Raw genomic sequence first — 20,579 nt, 5'->3', positions numbered from 1 at the left:
AAAAATGCCGCTCTTATGAGCGGCATTTTTGTAGCAAATTATTTTCTAAAAAATAATATTTACATTTACCTTGGTAATTGGTGATATTCAGGAGCTAAGGTTGTATGGGTTAGAATAACCCATATGTCTCCGTTTCTTCTGGTTCATAATCTTTGAGGTGTTCAGGTCTGAATATTGCGCTTGGGTCAATGACAACACTGTGTGTTTCTCCTCGTTTAATCAGTCCCCGCATCATTTTTTTCGTCTGTGCATCAATTTCAAAACCAATATTCGTTAGTTCACTCAATGATTTAATTTCATTTTCATTGCAATGAATATTATCCTCTACTTGGTCGACTAATAGACCTATGTGAGGTTTCTGGCCATCTTCGGTGGTAAACACAATGATAGGTTTATGATCTAGTGTTATTTGCTCTCTGGCCGACTCAAATAAGCGTATGAGTTTTGTATAAGTTGTTGATTTTTCTTTTGATAGTAGTCGTTTTGCTTCTTCCTGTTGGCTGTTATTTACTAGCGAAAATAGTTGCTCTGGAAGTGAATATAGTTGTGAATGTGGCTGTTCAAAACGCGATAAGATAGCTTTTAGATCATCGTTATCTGTTTGGAAGTGATAAAACCATTTACCAAACTCACTGTGCTTGGCATCGCGTGCGCCTTCAAAAGCTGCCCCATTAATAATACTGTGTTCAAGTGCTTGAAACCAAGATTTATGTTCTTGTTCATACTGTATAAGTAAATCAATTAGTGCACGATTAATATCTTGTGAAGATTGATTGTTAAGGATCAGGCCCAAGTCAAAAATAGGAGTGGGAGTCCCCATGTAATCTTTTACCCCTAAAAAGCTAGGGTTTCCATTCGGTAAAGAGGTTAGGTTCCCTTCATAACGTTCTGTGAGCAAAATATCCAATATTTTAAGAGATATGGTTTTTTGTCCAACTCGAAAGTTTATTAAATCCATGTTCGCCTCTAAAAAATTATAATTATGTTTTAAGAATAGAACATTATGATGAATATGAGCGGAAAACCGGTAATTTCTTTTCAGCAGATGTTAGGTTAAATAGTTCTTGTAAATCAGCATCATGTTCAAGCATTAAGGAGAGCTTATCTAATATGCATTGGTCGCTAAACGTAAGAGGGCATTGCGTTGCAGCTTTACTAAATAATAGTGCATTTAAATAGCCTTCAAAAAGCACATGATCAATCTTAACGTTAGGGTATGCTGCTGCGTGGGTACGGAATGTGTTACATAATCGTGCTGAACAATTATATGGATTGGGCACAACTTCAGTGATCATAAGCAGTTGAGATGACTTTATTCTGCTAAGTAGCTCTTTACTAGAAGCAAACGACACACTGGTGTAATCTGCTTTAACACCGCGTAATTGTGCCCTATTTATAAATTTTGCCAATGGCTTGTACGTTCCTATCAGCGCTACTGCGGTTGCTCTAGATGCTTTAATTTTACTGAGTGCTTTATCTACATTACTAGAGTTACGGCGAAAGCGAGTGATCACGGAAGGGGTTAAGCCTCTATCTGCGAGTACTTTTGTGAGGCTTTTCTCTAATGTAATACCAAATTCATCAGCTTGAATAAACAAAGCAATATTTTTGTGCTTTCTTTCATTCACTAAGTAGTTTATTTGCTCTTCGGCTTCATCAAAATAGCTAGGTCGTAAGTTGAATATTTTAAGCGTACGGTTGTCGCGTAAAAAGTCAGCGCCAGAGAAAGGCATCAATAGAGAAATTTTGCTGTGCTCTAGTAGTGGACGGATCGCTGAAATCGTCGGTGTGCCCATGAAGCTGAACAAAGCATCAACCTTTTTCTCATATATAAAATAGCGGGTGTTATTAACGGTGCGACTGGGCTCATAGCCATCATCTAATACAAGTAAGTCGACTTTGGCACCATTGATCCCTCCGTTTTTATTTAGCTGTTCAAAATAAATATTTGCGCCTACCTTGAGTTGACTACCAATAGCTTGAGCTGGACCGCTGAGTGCCGTAGACATGCCTAATTTTATATCTTTAGGCGGAGCTGCAAAACCATGAGGCTGTAATAACAAGTAGCAGAGTATTATTACACTAATTTTTAACAGAGATCCGTGCATAAAGTTCTTTCACCAAAGCTTGCAATGCAATATTAAATTGCTTTTTTGAGCGCAGCGATAGAGTATGCTGAACCCATTCCTTAGTATTATTTTGTAATAATAGACTAATCGCTAACTGTTGGGAAATGCGCGGTATGTCTGATAGTAGAGAGGGGCGTAATATGATCACTTGCCAAATAAGGGCAGTATATTGTTCGAGGTTTGAATTCTTATTCGCTATAAAATGTAATTGCGCTTTAAGTTCAGTTGGTAGGGGTTTGTTTGGCCATTGTGTAATTATACTGAGCACTAACGGTGAGGGTAACTCACAGTAGTGATTCATAAGCTGGTAAGACAGCATATTCTGAAAGTGGGCCTGTAATCGAATTTGTTCATGGCGTAACTGTGTTTGGCTCTTAATGACCATCGCAGAATACAGACCACTGGCTTTATCTTTTTTATAGCCTAGCTTGACGAGTGTATAGCCCCTATTTTGCCAAAACCTTAACAAAGGTTGATCACAACCAAAACTGCTACCAAAGTAATCAACGGTATGCTCGAGAGTTTGTTCGACAAACTGTAAAAGCTGACTCCCTAATTTTTTATTCTGTAAATGAGGGGCAATAGCGATACGTACGATCCGAGCACATTTAGCGCTTAAAAAAGGTGTCTGCCCCTGCACGTGAAATAACTGTTGAGCCAATAAATGCCCTTGTGGACGGCGGTGACCACAGCTAATTTGCTGTTGAATCGTATCATCTAAACCACCTTCTAAATTAACTAAGCATACACCAACAATGTGTTCATCATGTGCAATCGCAAACAGACGTTGGCTAGGGCTATCTAGCAATTGTCTAAAGTCGTTTACACTGGTTTGATAATGTGCGATGACTAAAAGGGCGAAAGTCTGTGCTAATAATTGCTCATTATGACTGAGCTGATGGGGGCTTAATTCAATAAACTGCACTGCATTGTGAAAAAAATGCAGGGGTTCTATATATTGACTATCTAAAGCAAGTAATCGATTAATTGAGTGTTCTAAAGGGTCACCTGAGTTGTAACGAATGGGCTGTGTGAGTGAAAGTTGTTGGTATTTTGGGTGTTTGCTAGCGAGGTATTGTGCAAATTTGAGGGTATAGCCTCTTCCATTGCCTTCATAGCCAGCTAAGGTGCTTGCGAAAATACAGCCTTCAGCCTGTTGCTCTATCTTCATTAAAGTAGGAACAGGTAAGGTAGCAGCTTCATCAATCAGTATGATGGTGTCATGTAAAGGCATGTTTTGGAGCAGTTGATCTGGCGGCATATAATGTAAGTTTGCAAGTTGTTTTTCATGACCAAAGTATTCGATCTTCAGCGCAATGGCTAAATGTTTAAAGCAGCTTTTTACCGCACGATATTGCACAGCACAAATGACAAACTGATGTTCTGGCATGTTGGCAACCAATAAGCCCAATGCAGAAGACTTCCCTCGTCCTCTGTCAGCACTGATCAAATAAGGCATTGTATTTTTTTGTTGTAAGTGTTGATGCAGAGCAGACACTACCTGACTTTGTTGTAATGTATTTTGTGCAGAGGGAGTTTGCGCTGCAGGTATATTTAAGGTTGCGCCGTTGGTTTGTGATAATACGCTAATGGGTAGTGCGGGGATGAGTTGTTGCCAACGCTGTAAAAATAGACTGTTACTTGTGTCAGTACCGTACGATGACCATGTTTTTTGTGCTGGATCAGACCACGCATTTAGCTGCGTTAATTCAGGTAGAAGTAATACCAATACTCCACCAGCTTTAACTGTACCACTGACAGCAGCTAATTTGTTTGGAATGATGCCAGCATATCCATCATATAGGGCAACTGTAAACTCTTGACCTAAGATTTCGTGTAAATGCTCAGGCCAGCGTGCTGAGTGTAAATCCGAGTGCTTAGAAAGCAATAATTGGCTACCAGAAAACTGCGTGAACATGGCTTGGTATTGGGCAACGGCCCAATTGTGATCCCCACATAACAGTAACAACTGGCGATGCTTATTATACGCCAGTTGAGTAAGTAGTGGGGTTATATCACATGGCTTGAAGACGTGCATAAGCCGTCACTAACCATTTGCTGCCCACATCATCAAAATTGACCTGAATGCGTGATTGAGCGCCACTTCCTTCGTAATTTAATACTGTTCCAGCACCAAACTTGGCGTGTAAAACACGTTGACCTAGCGTATAACCACTGTCTTCAAAAACGGCATGTGTTACTGACGGGCTAAAACGACCACTCGCCGCAGGACGCGAAACTTGAGTTTTTATACGAATTTCTTCGACACAATCATCGGGTAATTCACGTAAAAAACGAGACGGACTATGATGCTTTTCCTGTCCATACAATCTACGGCTTTCAGCGTGACTAATGTATAGTTTCTCCATTGCCCGTGTCATACCAACATAACAAAGCCGACGTTCTTCCTCTAATCTGCCTGATTCCTCATGACTTTGCTGGGACGGGAACATGCCTTCTTCTACCCCAACCATAAAAACCAGAGGGAATTCTAAACCTTTGGCTGAGTGTAATGTCATCATTTGCACTGCATCTTCATGTTCATCAGCTTGTCCTTCTCCTGACTCTAGTGATGTATAAGCTAAGAAGCCTTGCAAAGGTGAACTAAAGTCTTCATCGATAGGTAAATCATATTGACCACATGCACTGATTAATTCTTCCAAATTTTCAACACGAGCGCGGCCTTTCTCGCCTTTTTCAGCTTGATACATCGCCAGTAAACCTGATTGTTCAATAGTTAATTGTGCCTGCTCAGCCAACTCTAATTCAGTAATACTATCGTCCAACTTCTCAACCACTTCTACAAAGCGACTAATTGCTGTTGCAGCTCTACCAGAAAGGTGTTTTTCTTCTACGATTGCTTTCGCCGCGTACCACAAAGGCATTGACTCATTTCGAGCACAATCGCGGATGTGACTGAGTGTTTTATCGCCAATGCCTCGCGCTGGGGTATTAATAACCCGCTCAAATGCGGCATCATCCTGTCGATTGCTGATCAAGCGTAAATATGCAAGAGCATCTTTAATTTCTTGTCGTTCGAAAAAGCGCATGCCACCATAAATTCGGTATTTTAATCCTTCTTGTAATAATGCTTCTTCAAGTACCCGTGATTGGGCATTATTTCGATATAAAATGGCGCTGTGATCGAGTTTGTTACCTGCATTTAGCCAGCTGCGGATTTTGCTTGCGACAAAGCGAGATTCATCGAGTTCATTAAAAGCTGCATAGACAGAAATAGGCTCACCTTCTGAGCCCTCAGTCCATAAACTTTTACCCATACGTTCAGCGTTATTCTCAATAAGTGCATTAGATGCTTTTAAAATAGTGGCAGTTGAGCGATAGTTCTGCTCTAGGCGAATCGTTTCGGCATTAAAGTCACCCACAAAGCGGGTAATATTCTCAATCTTAGCCCCTCGCCAGCCATAAATACTTTGATCGTCATCTCCCACTATCATCATCGTGTTTTCAGTCCCAGCAAGTAATTTCAGCCATTGATACTGGATGCTATTGGTATCTTGGAATTCGTCAACTAGCATATAGCGAAAACGTTGCTGATAGTGGCGTAAGAGGGTGGGATGCTGTTGTAGCAATTCAAAACATCGTAATAGAATTTCGGCAAAATCGACTAAGCCAGCACGATCACATGCTTCTTGATACGCAGTATATACTTTAAGTAATAGCTGCTCATTAATATCGTAAGCCTGAATATCTTTAGGTCGAGTGCCCTCATCTTTACGAGCACTGATATACCATGCGATTTGCTTTGCAGGCCACTTTTTTTCGTCTATATTCATTGCTTTGAGCAGTCGACGGATCATACGAACTTGATCATCGGTGTCTAGTATTTGGAATGCTTCGGGCAAATTAGCATCACGGTAATGCGCTCGTAAGATGCGGTGAGATAATCCGTGAAAGGTTCCAATCCACATCCCGCCAACAGAAGACTTGATAGTTTCCTCTACACGGGAGCGCATTTCTTTGGCCGCTTTATTAGTAAATGTTACGGCAAATATACTGTAGGGTGATGCATGTTCGACTTGCATTAACCAAGCGATACGATGTACAAGTACTCGAGTCTTACCAGACCCCGCACCCGCCAACACCAGCATATTCTGTAGTGGTGCGGCAACAGCTTCTCGCTGTTTATCGTTTAAACCATCGATTAATTCAGAAACGTCCATCATCACGCCTGTTATAGAAAATGAAGGCAAAGTATACCTTTGTGTACTTCGCTTTCCCAGTTTTGTGATGATGTTCCTTGCGTCTTAATATTTAACAATTTGAAATTTAAAAGAAAATAAAAGTATGAATACTGTATAAGTAGCCAGTTACTTGGTGGGCAGAATCGCTTTTAAGCGATTTTGTACTTCTTGTACAAGTAAGTCAGGCTGGAATTTTGAAAGAAAAGCATTACATCCTACTTTTTCAACCATAGCTTGATTAAAGCTGCCGCTAAGAGATGTGTTAAGCACTACGTACAGATCTTTGAGGCGTGAGTCATTCCGAATCTCGTACGTTAATCTATACCCATCCATAACAGGCATTTCAGCATCAGTGATCACAGCGAGGAGCTCTTCATTTACATCTACTCCGTCATCAGCCCATTGTGTTAACAAGTTAAGTGCCTCTTGACCGTCAGTCGCAGGGATGATTTCTATACCAAGCTGGGCAAGCGTATCTGCGACTTGCCTACGGGCTGTTGGGGAGTCGTCAGCATGGAGTATTTTACGGCCTTTAAAATCTTCAATAATCGTCTGATCTAACACATTATCGGAAATACCAATGTCGTACTCTATGATTTCGGCCAATACTTTTTCAACGTCAATGATCTCTACAATATGCTCGATATCTTCTCGGACTACTTTTGTTAAAGCGGTTAAATAATGGTTTTTACCCACAGAGCTGGGGGTTGGCATAATATCAGACCATGTTGTATTAACAATTTGATCTACTTTACCAACTAAAAACGCTTGTATAGAGCGGTTATATTCGGTGATAACAAGATTACAATCTGCGCCTCGCTCACACTCAGGCATGCAAATCGCTAAGCGTAAATCTATGACGGGGATTGATTCGCCACGTATTGTTGTCACTCCACATACTTTAGGGTGCGCATTGGGAATAATGTTGAGGTGTGGTAATTTCACGACCTCTTTCACCTTAAATACATTCAGTGCAAACAAATGTCGACTGTGTAAGTGGAATAACAACAGCTCAAGCCGGTTTTCGCCAACTAATTGTGTTCTTTGATCCACCGAAGCCAATACACCAGCCATTCTTCAACCTACTATCTCGTGTTATTTCATATTTTAGTATACCCAAGTTATTACAAATTACGAGTTTGTCTGTAAGTTTCCAAAGCTGAATTTATTGTTATTTTATTGTGTGTAGTCATGGTAAGGTTTTCAAGAAACTTGAAATAAAGTAGGGTAGATATATATTTTCACGACACGCCTAATTATGATTATTTTTAAACGCTTAGTAGTATTATTACGCGCTCATGTTGACCGAGCTAGTTGGCGGTTATTGTGTTTAATTACTGCGCTGCATATGGGGTTAGTATGGGGGTTGTTACTGTTTGCAAATGAGCACTCATTACTGCCAGCAAATGTATTTTTTTATTATTATATTGTAACAACCTCAACCGTTGGATATGGCGATTTTAGTGCCACAACTGATTTTGGCCGTTGGGTTGTGGCGTTAGTGCAAATTCCGTTTGGTTTAGGTTTATTTGGTGTTCTGCTTGGCAAAGCAGGGCAAATGGCAACATTTTGGATAAAACGAGCAATGACAGGCGATAAAGATTACTACCATTTGCGCAATCACATTATTATATTTGGTTGGCACCCAGTCAGAACAAAGAAAATCATTGACTATATTCTTGCAGACACAAAACGAGATAATCGACGTATCGTTTTGGCTGTTACTGACAATATAGAGCATCCTTTGTTGGGCTATCCAGAAGTTAATTTTGCGCGTTTGACTAGTTTCACAGAGAATGAACAGTTGGCCAGAATTGCTATCAGCGATGCAGATAAAGTGATTATAGATGGACAAGATGATGACCAAACTTTCACTACCTCTTTGAAATTAAGCCCTATTATCAAACCTGAAGCTCATATTAGCGCGCATTTTCAGGATGAAAGTAAAGTTGCTTTATTACGTTCTCACTGTCAGAACGTGGAGTGTTCGTCGGCTAAATCGGCTGAAATATTAGTGCGTGCCATGCAGGACCCCGGCTCAAGTCGTGTTCAGGAAGAGCTGCTTTCGAGTCTACACGGTGATACACAATTTAGTTTACAGTTACCAGAAGGTGTTAATAGCTATCAATTTGGCGCGCTATTTCCCTATTTTAAGACACATCACAATGCAATTTTATTAGGCGTAGCACATGACCGAAACGGGCAAAATTTGGATTTAAATCCACCATTGGAATATAGGATTAATGCGGGTGATATTTTGCATTATATAGCCCCCAGTAGAGTGCTTGTGAGTGAGGTACAGTGGAATGACATTTGACAGTGACGAGTAGGAGATATTTGATTGTCTAGTACCGTTCGGTTTGATAGTAACCCGTCAGCGAACTCTAAATTATGAAGAAAGTGGAAGGTTAATCGGTTCATAGCTCTTTTCTTGGCTGGTCTTATTACTGTATTTTTCGATTGCACCCAATTTGGGGGGCGAGAGCGGAACGCAACACGTACCGGAATTTAGCGCGACGCTATTAATAATTGCCACTCACTGTCAGTGACGGGCATGATTGATAGTCGATTAGCCTTTTTGAGTGCGAGTTCAGTAATGGCGTTATTGGCTTTTATTTCGGCCAATGTAATGGGGGTTAAGTGTTGCTGATATTGGATGGTTACGCCTACCCACCGAGGCGCTTCGTGGGTGGCTTTCGCATCGTAATAATCGCTATTCATGTCAAATTGATGCGGGTCGGTTTCCGCAGCTTTGACGACGACGGCAATGCCCACAATGGCAGGTATTTTACAGCTAGAGTGATAAATGAACACTTGATCTCCGATTTGCACTCTATCTCGTAAAAAATTGCGCGCTTGATAATTTCTGATGCCCTCCCAAAATGTACGTTGTTGTGATGCACTTTTTAAGTCATCGATGGAGAATGTCTCCGGTTCAGTTTTAAATAACCAATATGCCATGGCGAGGATCTCTTTCGTGTGTGAAGTCTTATTGTCGTAGATAAATGTGTCGTCATGCAATCATTAATCAATATGGTGTTCGTTAAATGCGCTTTGATAAGTAATTAGGGTAGGTATCGTTGTTATTTATAGTATTATTAGATCACGATAACTAAGCGGGCACGTACCATGAGTCAGATACTTGATAATTTATTGTCATTACTAAAATTAGAAGAAATTGAATTGGGTATTTATCGAGGTCAAAGTCAAGATTTAGGCTTTCCACAAGTTTTTGGTGGGCAAGTTATGGGACAGGCTTTGTCAGCGGCAAAATATACCTTGCCGGAAGCGCGATATGTAAACTCACTGCATTCATATTTTTTGCGACCTGGAGACCCAGCGAAACCTATTGTCTATGACGTTGAAACTATTCGGGATGGTAAAAGCTTTAGTACTCGTCGTGTAAGTGCGATTCAATATGGTAAACCGATATTTTATATGACAGCCTCATTTCAGGGAGATGAACCTGGGCTTTCTCATCAAAGTAATATGCCAAAGGTGCCAGCACCTGAAACATTAAAATCGTCATTAGAGTTTTATCAAGAAAATGCGCATTTGATACCGGAGCCGTTAAGACATAAATTTACTCGCGAAATGCCTCTAGAAATGAGGCCCGTAGATTTTCAAAACCCTTTTAAGCCACAAAAAACAACCCCAGAGCGTCATGTATGGTTTAAAGCCAATGGACCTATGCCAGATGATAGGCGGATCCATAATTACCTTTTAGCATACGCGTCTGATTTTGAATTTTTACCAACGGCACTTCAGCCTCATGGGTTATCATTTATGCACCCGAGTATGCAGGTTGCCACAGTTGATCATGCGATGTGGTTCCATCGACCATTTAGGTTAGATGACTGGATTTTATATAGTGTGGACAGCCCAAGTGCCAGCAACGGCCGAGGTTTAGTTAGAGGTCAGTTTTTTAACCGCAATGGAGAGCTGATTGCTTCTACGATGCAAGAAGGTGTTATGCGACAGCGGGGTTAATATCAAAAGAGGATTACTATGCGGTAACGAAGTAACCCCCTTTTGGTTATAAGGGCTAAAGGGTGTCGTTAATTGATTGCCAAATACTTGCTGGCAACAATGCGCGTAAATGAGATTTTAGCTCAGCGAGTTGCTGAGTAGCCTCAATACATTGCTGTTCAGAGACAGTAATATAGCCCTGAGTTTTAAGGCTTGAAATAAACGATACCAGCACTTTTTTATCAAAGAACTCAGGGCTTTTAATGCCGTGGAGCGTCCCTAAGCGTTTTGCAAGTACATCATTTTCAGATTCTAAAGTCGTACGTGTGATCCCTTGATTGGAATCGATTAAACTGACTGTGATTGCATAACGCTCGAGTGTTAAATGTATGACTTTCCCCAGCATCTCTAACTGTGCTACGGCATTACTTTGAGAGGCGACTTTGACAGAGTTACCGTCAAATTCAATGAGTCCACTGTTAGCAAAGGCGTTCAATATTTCAGCAATATACCCTGCACGCAATGGCGTTAAAAACCACTCTTTCGCAAAAAATGGATATAGCAATGCTAATTGCTGCTCACATTCTTGTATAGTGACTGTGCGGCAGTTAACTAATTGCTGAGCAATAATACTGGGCACGGCAAATACATGAATAATGTTATTGCGATAGTAATTAAAAAGAGTCCGTTCCTGCTCTTTAATTGTTACAATGTCCCCAAGCTCATCTTGTAATACGTCAAACTTGTTGAGTTGCAGGGCATGTTGAAGCAGCTGCTCAGCATTGCCTTCAGGTAAAGTAACTTGTGTGTTGTACTTAGCATCTCGATGTAAGTTTAGATAAAACTCTAGCTGAGAAAGTAACTTACGTTTACTTAATGCAAATTGACTGTTGCTGAGTAAAATGGTGGCCAATAAATTAACTGCATTTAAAGCAGCGGCGCTATTGATATTAGTCATAATGTTGTCGGCCAAGCCGGCGACACGAGCATTTAACCATGTCGGCTTTTGCACATTGGTTGGGTGTATTGCGTTATGCCACCCTTGCTGATGCTCATTTAAATATTGATTTACATTAATTGGTTCACCAAAATTTAAATAACCACGACCATAGTTTTTCAGGTTTTTCATGGCTTTGAAGACAGCAAATACCGATTCGTTCTTTTTGTTACTCCCTGCTAATTCTTTAAGGTAGGTATTAATCTCCATGACATGCTCATAGCCAATATAAACAGGAACTATTGAAATCGGCCTGTCTATTCCTCGTAACATGGATTGAATTGTCATTGCTAACATACCTGTTTTGGGCGGAAGTAAGCGACCAGTGCGACTGCGACCTCCTTCAGTATAAAACTTAACAGAATAACCTTTAATGAAGAGCTGGCTTAAATATTCTTTGAATACGGCAGAGTAAAGTTTGTTACCAGCAAATGAGCGGCGTATAAAAAATGCCCCACAACGTCTAAATATGCCGCCTGCTGGAAAGAAATTTAAGTTAACGCCTGCTGCAATATGTGGAGGAACGAGTCCTTGATGATAGATCACGTATGTGAGTAATAGGTAATCCATGTGGCTGCGGTGGCAAGGTACATAAATAATCTCATGGCCTTTATCGGCTAAGTTATGGACGCGTTCTGCATATTTTATTTCAATTCCATTATAAAGTTTATTCCATAACCAGGTGAGAAGCCGTTCGCCAACTTTGACCATTGCATCTGAATAATTTGCTGCAATTTCTTCTAATAGGTTTTGAGCGTTTAAACGCGCTTCATCATGGGTTAACCCTTTACTTTTAGCTTCTTCTTCAATGGCCTTTTTGATACTGGGTGACGCGAGTAAAGAATTAAATAGCTGTTCTCGAGAGGGAAGTTTTGGACCTGTGGCTGCTAATTTTTGACGGCGAAAGTGTACTCGTGCGACACGAACAAGTTTATGTGGTAATTCATCGACATCGGCTTTGTCGTTGATAAGTTGGTTGAGCTCGATAGGTTGACTGAAGCGAACTAAGTTATCTCGGCCTGAAAATAGTAAAACAAAGCATTTTCGCAACCAGCTAGGCGTTAAAGAATGTGAAAATAACGTGCCTATACCCGGTTTCTCTTTTCCTGGGTTACGGCCCCACAGTATTGTGATTGGAATGATTTGGGCCTGACAATCAGGTGTAAGTTGTAAAGCTTCAAAAATATCTTTACCAATATCCAACGCATTACTGGGTTTCGCTTTTTTAGAAAACAGTGGCGTTGGATTTTGTAGCCCAATAAAACGAGGAATGGACTTTTCACCAATAGACTGTGTTTGTGTTGGGCGAGGCAGTGCTAGCTTTTTACAGACACGATCGAGTGCCGCAATGTCAGAACGAGCATTGAGTCGAGCAACATAAAATGTTGGAAGTTCAGGGTTTAATTCAAATTGCGCTACGGGGTTTTCGGGAAGTAGTTTAGTCCTCACCAATGATGCGTTAGCCCACTGTGAAAGTTGATTTAAACCTTGCGAGATAAGTCTCATAAAACACCACATTTAAAAATTTGTGATAGCATAGCAAGCTTTCACTGGACTGACCATTTCAGCTTGAATTGGAGATAATGCACTATATTAGATTAGTGTAAAAGTGCACATATAAAAGGTGTAGTTAGTTTAAGCTTACTCTGAATGATTAAACAGAACATGAAATAAAACTTAGTATTGCTTGTTGCATTTATCGCCAATATCATTATAATGTGCGGACTTTCTACTGTTGCAGACAGTTAGAAAGCAAATAGAGCTTGGATTTCAAGCTAAAACAGGAACTCCGATTTGGAGTTCAATGGTAGAAATAAAGATCCCAACCGGCAAATAATTTATTATTTTGTTCTGGTGGTATTTTTATGCTCTTTTTAAATGCTCTTTTAATTGAGGTTGTTAAAGAATGTCAAATCAACGCATTCGTATTCGCCTAAAAGCTTTTGACCACCGTTTGATTGACCAATCAACGGCGGAAATCGTGGAAACAGCGAAACGCACTGGCGCTCAGGTACGTGGTCCAATCCCACTTCCAACTCGCTTTGAACGTTTTACAATATTGACTTCTCCGCACGTGAACAAAGATGCGCGAGATCAATATGAGATCCGCACCCATAAACGTCTGATCGACATCGTAGAACCAACTGACAAGACTGTAGACGCTCTAATGCGCCTAGACCTTGCTGCTGGTGTTGATGTTCAAATCAGCCTGGGTTAATCGGAAGATTAGAGAGGTTTTAGGAAAATGGCATTAGGTCTAGTCGGTCGTAAAGTGGGTATGACACGCATCTTCACTGAAGATGGTGTATCTATCCCTGTGACAGTTATTGAAGCAACTCCTAACCGTGTTACTCAGATCAAATCTGACGCAACAGACGGTTACAATGCGCTTCAAGTTACTGCAGGCGAGAAAAAAGCAAGCCGTGTAAACAAAGCAGATGCGGGTCATTTCGCAAAAGCTGGTGTTGAAGCGGGTCGTGGCCTGTGGGAATTCCGCCTAAATGGTGGTGAAGGCGATTTTGAAGTAGGTAATGAACTTACTGTTGAATTATTTACTGATATCAACAAAGTAGACGTTACCGGTTCTTCGAAAGGTAAAGGTTTCCAAGGTGGTGTTAAGCGCTGGAACTTCAGCATGCAAGACGCTACACACGGTAACTCTTTGTCTCACCGTGCTCCTGGTTCAATCGGTCAAAACCAATCACCTGGTAAGGTGTTTAAAGGTAAGAAAATGGCCGGTCATATGGGTGCTGAGCGTGTAACGACTCAGAATCTTGAACTAGTACGTGTTGACGCTGAACGTAATCTGCTTCTAGTTAAAGGTGCTGTACCTGGCGCTATTGGCGGCGACGTTATCGTTAAACCTGCTGTTAAAGCATAAGTCCTGGAGATTTAGTGATGGAATTAGCAATTAAAGGCGCTGGCGCGCTTGAAGTTTCCGAAGCTACTTTTGGACGTGAGTTTAACGAAGCATTGGTACACCAAGTAGTTGTTGCATATGCAGCAGGTGCTCGCCAAGGTACTCGTGCTCAGAAGACACGTTCTGAAGTTAGAGGCGGTGGTAAAAAACCATTCGCTCAAAAAGGTACTGGCCGTGCACGTGCTGGTACAATCCGCAGCCCGATCTGGCGCAGCGGTGGTGTAAGTTTTGCAGCTAAGCCGCAAGACCACAGCCAAAAAGTTAACCGTAAGATGTATCGCGGTGCAATCAAAAGCATTTTGTCTGAGCTTGTTCGTCAAGAGCGTTTAATCGTTGTTGAAAGTTTTGGTCTTGAAGCACCAAAAACAAAAGAATTAGTTTCTAAGCTTAAAGAACTTGAGCTTAAAGACGTGCTTATCGTGACTGAAGAAGTAGATGAGAATCTATTCCTATCTTCACGTAACCTTTATAAGGTTGACACTCGTGATGTAGCTGGCATCGACCCAGTAAGCCTAATCGCATTCGATAAGGTACTTATTACTGCAGGTGCTATTAAGCAACTTGAGGAGGCGCTAGCATGATCCGTGAAGAACGTCTTTTAAAAGTAATTCTTGCTCCACACATCTCTGAGAAAAGCACGATCGCTGCTGAAGAAAACAACACGATTGTTTTCAAAGTAGTAAACGATGCAACTAAAGCTGAAGTTAAAGCGGCAGTTGAGAAGCTTTTTGAAGTAGAAGTAACTGGTGTTCGCACTCTAAACGTTAAGGGTAAAACAAAACGTACAGGTCAACGTTTCGGTCGTCGTAGCGACTGGAAAAAAGCCTACGTTACTCTTAAAGAAGGTAGCGAGCTAGACTTTGTCGGCGGCGCCGAGTAATAAGGGGAGTTAGAATTATGGCACTTCAAAAGTGTAAACCAACTTCTGCGGGTCGTCGTCACGTCGTTAAAGTGGTTAACTCTGAGCTACACAAGGGTAAGCCATACGCACCGCTTTTAGAGAAAAACTCTAAATCAGGTGGTCGTAACAACAACGGTCGTATCACGGTTCGTCATATCGGTGGTGGTCATAAGCAACACTATCGTTTAATCGACTTCAAACGCACTAAAGATGGCATTCCAGCCACTGTTGAGCGTTTAGAGTATGATCCTAACCGTAGCGCAAACATCGCTCTTGTATTATATGCAGACGGTGAGCGTCGTTACATCATTGCACCTAAAGGCCTTAAAGCCGGTGATCAGATCCAGTCAGGTGTTGATGCACCTATCAAAGCTGGTAACACATTACCGATGCGTAACATGCCTGTAGGTTCGACTGTACACAACGTAGAGTTAAAACCTGGTAAGGGTGCGCAAATTGCACGCTCTGCTGGTGCATACGTTCAAATCCTAGCACGTGAAGGTCAATACGTGACTCTACGTCTTCGTTCAGGCGAAGTACGTAAAGTTGAGTCTGACTGTCGCGCTACCTTAGGTGAAGTAGGCAATGCTGAGCATATGCTTCGTTCACTAGGTAAAGCAGGTGCTAACCGCTGGCGTGGTATTCGTCCGACAGTTCGTGGTGTTGCCATGAACCCGGTTGATCACCCACACGGTGGTGGTGAAGGTCGTACTTCTGGTGGTCGTCACCCTGTGTCTCCATGGGGTAAGCCTACTAAAGGTGCTAAAACGCGCAAGAACAAGCGTACGGATAAACTAATAGTACGTCGTCGTACTAAGTAATAGTTGAGGAATTGCCATGCCACGTTCTCTCAAGAAGGGTCCATTTATAGACCTACACTTGCTGAAGAAGGTAGAGAAGGCGTTGGAAAGCGGTGACAAGAAGCCTATAAAGACTTGGAGCCGTCGTTCAATGATCATCCCTAACATGATCGGATTGACCATCGCTGTCCATAATGGTCGTCAGCACGTACCTGTATTCGTTACAGACGAAATGATCGGTCACAAACTAGGTGAGTTTGCACCTACTCGTACTTACCGCGGCCATGCTGCGGATAAGAAAGCGAAGAAGCGTTAATAGGGGAATATGATGGAAGCATTAGCTAAACACAAATTCGCCTCTGGTTCGGCGCAAAAAGCACGTCTAGTTGCAGATCAGATCCGCGGACTTCCGGTAGATCGCGCACTAGAAATCCTGGCATACAGCCCTAAAAAAGCGGCTGTATTGGTTAAGAAAGTACTTGAGTCTGCTATTGCTAACGCAGAGCATAACGAAGGTGCTGACATTGATGAGCTACGTGTAGCTACGGTTTTTGTGGACGATGGTCCTACAATGAAGCGTATTATGCCACGTGCTAAAGGACGCGCAGACCGCATCCTTAAGCGTACAAGCCACATCACTGTTGTGGTTTCAGATAGCTAGGAGATATAAGTAATGGGACAAAAAGTTCATCCTACTGGTATTCGCCTAGGTATCTCTAAACCTTGGGTTTCTACCTGGTACGCGAGTACAAAAGATTTCTCTGCACAGCTTTTTGGCGATCACAAAGTACGTACATTCCTTACTAAGGAATTGAAAGCGGCTTCTGTGTCTAAAATCGTTATTGAGCGTCCAGCTAAATCTATCCGTGTAACAATTCATACAGCTCGTCCTGGTGTTGTTATCGGTAAAAAAGGCGAAGATGTTGAAAAACTTCGTCAAGCTGTAACTAAGATCGCTGGTGTTCCTGCTCAGATTAATATTTCTGAAGTACGTAAGCCAGAACTTGACGCACAATTAGTTGCTGACGGTATTGCATCTCAGTTAGAGCGTCGTGTTATGTTCCGTCGTGCTATGAAGCGCTCGGTACAAAACGCAATGCGCATTGGTGCTAAAGGTATCAAAGTTGAAGTAAGTGGTCGTCTAGGCGGCGCTGAAATCGCACGTTCTGAGTGGTATCGTGAAGGTCGTGTACCTCTACATACTCTACGTGCTGATATCGACTACGCAACTTCTGAAGCTTTAACCACTTACGGCATCATCGGTGTTAAAGTTTGGATCTTCAAAGGCGAAGTAATTGGTGGTTTACCACTAGTTCAAGAGCAAGAGAAGCCAGCTAAACGTGCACCGAAGAAAGCCAAAAAAAGTGCTAAGTAAGGGGTAGCGATTAATGTTACAGCCAAAACGTACAAAATTCCGTAAAATGCATAAAGGCCGCAACCGTGGTCTTGCTACAAGCGGAAACAAAGTAAGCTTCGGTTCTTTCGGTTTGAAAGCAACAGGCCGTGGTCGAATGACTGCGCGTCAAATTGAAGCAGCTCGTCGTGCTATGACACGTCACGTAAAGCGTCAAGGTAAAATCTGGATCCGTGTATTCCCAGATAAGCCAATCACAAACAAACCGCTTGAAGTTCGTATGGGTAAAGGTAAAGGCTCTGTTGAGTACTGGGTTGCAGAAATCCAGCCAGGCAAAGTACTTTATGAGATGGAAGGTGTGCCGGAAGAGCTTGCTCGCGAAGCATTTAACCTTGCAGCTCGTAAATTACCTTTCAAAACAACATTTGTAACTCGGACGGTAATGTGATGAAAGCTAGCGAACTTAAAGACAAAAGCGTTGAAGAGCTTAATGCTGAACTTCTTGAGCTTCTACGTGAGCAGTTCAACCTGCGCATGCAAGTAAGCACTGGTCAGCTAGCTCAGACTCACGAGTTAAGAAAAGTACGTCGCAGTATTGCGCGTGTTAAAACGGTTATCAACCAGAAGGCAGGTGCATAATGACTGATAAAATCCGTACTCTTCAAGGTCGTGTGATCAGCGATAAGATGGAAAAGTCTATTGTTGTAGGTATCGAACGTCAGGTTAAGCACCCGATCTACGGTAAATACATCAAGCGTACAACTAAGTTGCACGTACATGACGAGAGCAATACAGCTAAAGCAGGCGACACAGTTACTATTCGTGAATGTGCACCTATCTCTAAGAATAAATCTTGGACTTTAGTAGACGTTATTGCACGTCCTAAGCAAGCTTAATTTTAGTTTTAAACTAATTTAAGATTTGTCTTTGAAAGCCCCGGCCTTTGGTTGGGGCTTTTGTTTATCCAGAATATCGATTCCATCTATCTTGATATTGACCCCTAACGATACCTACTAATATGTATTTTCTTAATCATCTTCATTTGGATACTCTCATTTTTCTCTTTGTACAAAGTGCCTTCTCCTCATTTTTAAGTAAATGGTGAGATGTTAGATCGATAGATGGTGTGGCAATGAAGCAAAAGTTTCGGCATGTAATTATTCGACATGAATCATCTTTTGACGCAATGAATGCGAGATCTCATTCGCGAGAGTGAGTGATATTTTAATGAAGTAGATACTAAAGCCGTTTTATATGGGTACAGCCGTAGCCCTTATATGTCGATCTCGGTATTTATCACTTGGGAGTGTATTGCCCACATAACGTTTTAGATTGTGGAAGTTGTCAGATATGAATGATGATTAAAGTTGCAAAAATGCGGTTTGAAAGTTCGAAGTTATCGAAAGAAATCATTTTTTCGAAATTAAACAAGAATAGGAAGCCCCCGAAGGAGCTTCTAATTGACTATTCTTCATCAATGATAGGCACTTCTAACCCCATAGACTCCATAATTTGACGCACTTCTTCAGGTACTTTTTCTGGATTATCTTTTCGTAAATCTTCATCGTTTGGCAAAGGTTGCCCAGTAAATGCATGTAAAAATGCTTCACACAGTAGCTCGCTATTGGTTGCATGACGTAAATTATTAACTTGTCGGCGAGTACGCTCGTCAGTTAACACTTTCAATACATTCAACGGGATTGATACAGTGATCTTTTTTACTTGTTCAGACTTTTTACCGTGTTCTGCATACGGGTGAACATATTCACCATTCCATTTAGCCATAATGTTGTTGTTGCCTTTATTTTGTAGTGCCTATCCGACGGAACTATGTACTTACTGGTTGTCATTATATGACATTGTTTGTGATGGTCTAGGCAAAAGCCCCTTTACTTGCCATAGTAAGTGCTTCGTTCGATCGTATTCGCGATCATTTTTTTGAAGTGGCGAAATTTTATCGGTTTAAATAAGATAGTCAAATACTAAGTAAATAGCCATTTAGCAGTATAAATGTTTTGACTTCTAGTATTTATTAATCTAACCTTTTAGACGTCTAAACATCCAACTATCTAGGTGATGATATGAGTGAACGTAATAAATCAACCATCGCAGTACGCCATGGCATAGAAGCAGACAAGCACCATGGTGCGGTCGTACCGCCGTTATACCTATCAACTACGTACTCATTTGCAGATTTTGATACCAAACGAGATTATGATTATGGTCGCAGTGGTAACCCTAATCGAGATATTTTAGCTGAAACATTAACTCAGTTAGAAGGCGGAGAAAGAGGCATTATTACCGCAACGGGTATGTCTGCTGTTCACTTAGTGACGCAACTATTAAATAGCGATGATACGTTGGTGATCCCCCATGACTGTTATGGCGGCAGTTATCGTTTATTCACATCATTGCAAAAGCGTGGCTTATTAAACCTTGTAGTACTTGATTTAACACAGTCTGAAAGCTATCAGCAAATTTTAGATATAAAGCCAAAAGTGGTATGGATTGAGACACCGAGCAACCCTATTCTTCGCCTGACAGACATAGAAGCTGTGGTGAAAACCGCTAAGCAAGCAGGTGCATTAGTGGCTGCAGATAACACTTTTTTGTCACCGGCATTACAAAACCCCATTAAGTTTGGTGTAGACATTGTGGTTCACTCAACCACTAAATATATTAATGGTCATTCAGACGTGGTCGGTGGTGCCGTGATCGCACGTACTACGGACCTGGGTGAGGAGCTAGCATGGTGGGCAAATAACATTGGCATTACGGGCGCGCCCTTTGATAGCTATTTAACGCTTCGTGGCTTACGAACGCTGAATGTACGTTTAAAGCAGCATCAAGAAAATGCCTTGGCGATTGCCAAATACTTAGAGCAATCGGACTATGTTAGTCAAGTGTATTACCCTGGTTTAGAATCTCATCCACAACATGAATTGGCCAAAAAGCAGCAAGCTGGCTTCGGTGGCATGGTGAGCTTTGACATAAAAGGCGGGTTAAATGACTCTGCTGCATTCTTGACCTCTTTAAAAGAGTTTTCATTGGCGGAATCACTGGGTGGCGTAGAGAGCTTAATCTGTCATCCTGCGACCATGACACATGCGGGTATGGATGCGACAGCTCGTCTTGAAGCGGGCGTAGGAGATACGCTGATCCGAATTTCTGTGGGTATTGAAGAACTAGATGACTTGGTGGCTGATCTAGAGCAAGCGTTTAAACGCACTACACCAGGTCAAAGCACAGGATCTGATGAGGCAAAAACCTTTAAATTAACACCGGCTCATACGGTTTTGTGGTAGAA

At 41.6% G+C, this 20,579-nt stretch carries 22 protein-coding genes; 14 read left to right on the top strand and 8 right to left on the bottom strand.

Annotated elements, in window-relative coordinates:
- Positions 1-109: 109 nt before the first annotated feature.
- The 5 genes from PAUR_RS17220 to PAUR_RS17200 all read right to left on the bottom strand — a co-directional run bounded on the left by PAUR_RS17220 (position 110) and on the right by PAUR_RS17200 (position 7,405).
- Complete coding sequence (locus PAUR_RS17220) at positions 110-958, bottom strand: CZB domain-containing protein (RefSeq protein ID WP_192508955.1); 849 nt, start codon at positions 956-958, stop codon at positions 110-112.
- Between the two features lie 43 nt (positions 959-1,001).
- Positions 1,002-2,108 (bottom strand): ABC transporter substrate-binding protein, encoded by a 1,107-nt coding sequence (locus PAUR_RS17215; RefSeq protein ID WP_192508954.1) that lies wholly within the window; start codon positions 2,106-2,108, stop codon positions 1,002-1,004.
- Positions 2,083-4,167, bottom strand: coding sequence for a GNAT family N-acetyltransferase (locus PAUR_RS17210; RefSeq protein WP_192508953.1), 2,085 nt, complete (start codon positions 4,165-4,167; stop codon positions 2,083-2,085). The genes PAUR_RS17215 and PAUR_RS17210 overlap by 26 nt, the downstream gene beginning before the upstream one ends.
- Entirely contained in the window at positions 4,145-6,310 is a 2,166-nt protein-coding gene (gene uvrD, locus PAUR_RS17205; protein ID WP_192508983.1) for a DNA helicase II, read from the bottom strand. Before uvrD ends, PAUR_RS17210 begins: the two co-directional genes overlap by 23 nt.
- Before the next feature lie 147 nt (positions 6,311-6,457).
- Positions 6,458-7,405 carry a chemotaxis protein CheV gene (locus PAUR_RS17200; protein WP_192508952.1) on the bottom strand — a complete coding sequence of 316 codons (948 nt, stop codon included), beginning with the start codon at positions 7,403-7,405 and terminating at the stop codon, positions 6,458-6,460.
- A gap of 181 nt (positions 7,406-7,586) precedes the next feature.
- On the opposite strand from PAUR_RS17200, the gene PAUR_RS17195 reads away from it, so the two are divergent.
- A complete protein-coding gene (locus tag PAUR_RS17195; RefSeq protein WP_192508982.1) occupies positions 7,587-8,648 on the top strand; it encodes a potassium channel family protein in 1,062 nt (353 codons plus the stop codon).
- A 191-nt stretch (positions 8,649-8,839) separates the two neighbouring features.
- On the opposite strand, the gene PAUR_RS17190 is transcribed toward PAUR_RS17195, so the two are convergent.
- The gene (locus PAUR_RS17190; protein WP_192508951.1) at positions 8,840-9,292 is read right to left on the bottom strand and encodes an EVE domain-containing protein; all 453 of its coding nucleotides are present in this window, start codon (positions 9,290-9,292) and stop codon (positions 8,840-8,842) included.
- Between the two features lie 168 nt (positions 9,293-9,460).
- Here PAUR_RS17190 and tesB point away from each other — a divergent pair, with 168 nt between their 5' ends.
- On the top strand, positions 9,461-10,321 hold the full coding sequence (gene tesB, locus PAUR_RS17185; protein WP_192508950.1) for an acyl-CoA thioesterase II: 861 nt from the start codon (positions 9,461-9,463) through the stop codon (positions 10,319-10,321).
- Positions 10,322-10,376: 55 nt separating this feature from the next.
- On the opposite strand, the gene plsB is transcribed toward tesB, so the two are convergent.
- Entirely contained in the window at positions 10,377-12,803 is a 2,427-nt protein-coding gene (plsB, locus tag PAUR_RS17180) for a glycerol-3-phosphate 1-O-acyltransferase PlsB (protein WP_192508949.1), read from the bottom strand.
- A gap of 400 nt (positions 12,804-13,203) precedes the next feature.
- On the opposite strand from plsB, the gene rpsJ reads away from it, so the two are divergent.
- The 11 genes from rpsJ to rpsQ are packed head-to-tail and all read left to right on the top strand — an operon-like array spanning position 13,204 to position 18,168.
- Positions 13,204-13,515 carry a 30S ribosomal protein S10 gene (rpsJ, locus tag PAUR_RS17175; RefSeq protein ID WP_010367096.1) on the top strand — a complete coding sequence of 104 codons (312 nt, stop codon included), beginning with the start codon at positions 13,204-13,206 and terminating at the stop codon, positions 13,513-13,515.
- A 27-nt stretch (positions 13,516-13,542) separates the two neighbouring features.
- The gene (gene rplC / locus PAUR_RS17170) at positions 13,543-14,178 is read left to right on the top strand and encodes a 50S ribosomal protein L3 (protein ID WP_010367093.1); all 636 of its coding nucleotides are present in this window, start codon (positions 13,543-13,545) and stop codon (positions 14,176-14,178) included.
- 17 nt (positions 14,179-14,195) lie between these two features.
- Entirely contained in the window at positions 14,196-14,798 is a 603-nt protein-coding gene (gene rplD / locus PAUR_RS17165; protein ID WP_010367090.1) for a 50S ribosomal protein L4, read from the top strand.
- Complete coding sequence (gene rplW / locus PAUR_RS17160; RefSeq protein ID WP_010367088.1) at positions 14,795-15,097, top strand: 50S ribosomal protein L23; 303 nt, start codon at positions 14,795-14,797, stop codon at positions 15,095-15,097. Before rplD ends, rplW begins: the two co-directional genes overlap by 4 nt.
- A gap of 17 nt (positions 15,098-15,114) precedes the next feature.
- A complete protein-coding gene (rplB, locus tag PAUR_RS17155; protein WP_010367086.1) occupies positions 15,115-15,939 on the top strand; it encodes a 50S ribosomal protein L2 in 825 nt (274 codons plus the stop codon).
- A gap of 16 nt (positions 15,940-15,955) precedes the next feature.
- On the top strand, positions 15,956-16,234 hold the full coding sequence (rpsS, locus tag PAUR_RS17150) for a 30S ribosomal protein S19 (protein ID WP_010367084.1): 279 nt from the start codon (positions 15,956-15,958) through the stop codon (positions 16,232-16,234).
- 12 nt (positions 16,235-16,246) lie between these two features.
- Entirely contained in the window at positions 16,247-16,579 is a 333-nt protein-coding gene (rplV, locus tag PAUR_RS17145) for a 50S ribosomal protein L22 (RefSeq protein ID WP_192508981.1), read from the top strand.
- Between the two features lie 12 nt (positions 16,580-16,591).
- Positions 16,592-17,293 (top strand): 30S ribosomal protein S3, encoded by a 702-nt coding sequence (rpsC, locus tag PAUR_RS17140; protein ID WP_192508948.1) that lies wholly within the window; start codon positions 16,592-16,594, stop codon positions 17,291-17,293.
- A 13-nt stretch (positions 17,294-17,306) separates the two neighbouring features.
- Positions 17,307-17,720, top strand: a complete 414-nt coding sequence (gene rplP / locus PAUR_RS17135; RefSeq protein WP_010367077.1) for a 50S ribosomal protein L16 — start codon at positions 17,307-17,309, stop codon at positions 17,718-17,720.
- A complete protein-coding gene (rpmC, locus tag PAUR_RS17130) occupies positions 17,720-17,911 on the top strand; it encodes a 50S ribosomal protein L29 (RefSeq protein ID WP_192508947.1) in 192 nt (63 codons plus the stop codon). The genes rplP and rpmC overlap by 1 nt, the downstream gene beginning before the upstream one ends.
- Complete coding sequence (gene rpsQ, locus PAUR_RS17125) at positions 17,911-18,168, top strand: 30S ribosomal protein S17 (protein WP_010367075.1); 258 nt, start codon at positions 17,911-17,913, stop codon at positions 18,166-18,168. Before rpmC ends, rpsQ begins: the two co-directional genes overlap by 1 nt.
- Positions 18,169-18,736: 568 nt before the next feature.
- On the opposite strand, the gene metJ is transcribed toward rpsQ, so the two are convergent.
- Complete coding sequence (metJ, locus tag PAUR_RS17120; protein WP_192508946.1) at positions 18,737-19,057, bottom strand: met regulon transcriptional regulator MetJ; 321 nt, start codon at positions 19,055-19,057, stop codon at positions 18,737-18,739.
- Positions 19,058-19,353: 296 nt separating this feature from the next.
- Between metJ and metB the strand changes: the two genes are divergently transcribed.
- The gene (gene metB / locus PAUR_RS17115) at positions 19,354-20,577 is read left to right on the top strand and encodes a cystathionine gamma-synthase (RefSeq protein ID WP_192508945.1); all 1,224 of its coding nucleotides are present in this window, start codon (positions 19,354-19,356) and stop codon (positions 20,575-20,577) included.
- Positions 20,578-20,579: the final 2 nt, after the last annotated feature.

The sequence above is a fragment of the Pseudoalteromonas aurantia 208 genome (assembly GCF_014858725.1).
Classification (GTDB): domain Bacteria; phylum Pseudomonadota; class Gammaproteobacteria; order Enterobacterales; family Alteromonadaceae; genus Pseudoalteromonas; species Pseudoalteromonas aurantia.
This window is presented reverse-complemented; position numbering and strand designations above follow the sequence as displayed.

Bases quoted from the DNA above. Each gene is read 5' to 3' on its own strand.
- metB (WP_192508945.1), top strand. From the start codon at position 19,354: ATGAGTGAACGTAATAAATCAACCATCGCAGTACGCCATGGCATAGAA.
- metJ (WP_192508946.1), bottom strand. From the start codon at position 19,057: ATGGCTAAATGGAATGGTGAATATGTTCACCCGTATGCAGAACACGGT.
- rplV (WP_192508981.1), top strand. From the start codon at position 16,247: ATGGAAGCATTAGCTAAACACAAATTCGCCTCTGGTTCGGCGCAAAAA.
- plsB (WP_192508949.1), bottom strand. From the start codon at position 12,803: ATGAGACTTATCTCGCAAGGTTTAAATCAACTTTCACAGTGGGCTAAC.
- PAUR_RS17200 (WP_192508952.1), bottom strand. From the start codon at position 7,405: ATGGCTGGTGTATTGGCTTCGGTGGATCAAAGAACACAATTAGTTGGC.
- rplC (WP_010367093.1), top strand. From the start codon at position 13,543: ATGGCATTAGGTCTAGTCGGTCGTAAAGTGGGTATGACACGCATCTTC.
- rpsJ (WP_010367096.1), top strand. From the start codon at position 13,204: ATGTCAAATCAACGCATTCGTATTCGCCTAAAAGCTTTTGACCACCGT.
- PAUR_RS17210 (WP_192508953.1), bottom strand. From the start codon at position 4,167: ATGCACGTCTTCAAGCCATGTGATATAACCCCACTACTTACTCAACTG.
- rplW (WP_010367088.1), top strand. From the start codon at position 14,795: ATGATCCGTGAAGAACGTCTTTTAAAAGTAATTCTTGCTCCACACATC.
- rpmC (WP_192508947.1), top strand. From the start codon at position 17,720: ATGAAAGCTAGCGAACTTAAAGACAAAAGCGTTGAAGAGCTTAATGCT.
- rplD (WP_010367090.1), top strand. From the start codon at position 14,196: ATGGAATTAGCAATTAAAGGCGCTGGCGCGCTTGAAGTTTCCGAAGCT.
- rplP (WP_010367077.1), top strand. From the start codon at position 17,307: ATGTTACAGCCAAAACGTACAAAATTCCGTAAAATGCATAAAGGCCGC.
- PAUR_RS17220 (WP_192508955.1), bottom strand. From the start codon at position 958: ATGGATTTAATAAACTTTCGAGTTGGACAAAAAACCATATCTCTTAAA.
- rpsQ (WP_010367075.1), top strand. From the start codon at position 17,911: ATGACTGATAAAATCCGTACTCTTCAAGGTCGTGTGATCAGCGATAAG.
- rplB (WP_010367086.1), top strand. From the start codon at position 15,115: ATGGCACTTCAAAAGTGTAAACCAACTTCTGCGGGTCGTCGTCACGTC.
- PAUR_RS17190 (WP_192508951.1), bottom strand. From the start codon at position 9,292: ATGGCATATTGGTTATTTAAAACTGAACCGGAGACATTCTCCATCGAT.
- rpsS (WP_010367084.1), top strand. From the start codon at position 15,956: ATGCCACGTTCTCTCAAGAAGGGTCCATTTATAGACCTACACTTGCTG.
- rpsC (WP_192508948.1), top strand. From the start codon at position 16,592: ATGGGACAAAAAGTTCATCCTACTGGTATTCGCCTAGGTATCTCTAAA.
- uvrD (WP_192508983.1), bottom strand. From the start codon at position 6,310: ATGGACGTTTCTGAATTAATCGATGGTTTAAACGATAAACAGCGAGAA.
- tesB (WP_192508950.1), top strand. From the start codon at position 9,461: ATGAGTCAGATACTTGATAATTTATTGTCATTACTAAAATTAGAAGAA.
- PAUR_RS17215 (WP_192508954.1), bottom strand. From the start codon at position 2,108: ATGCACGGATCTCTGTTAAAAATTAGTGTAATAATACTCTGCTACTTG.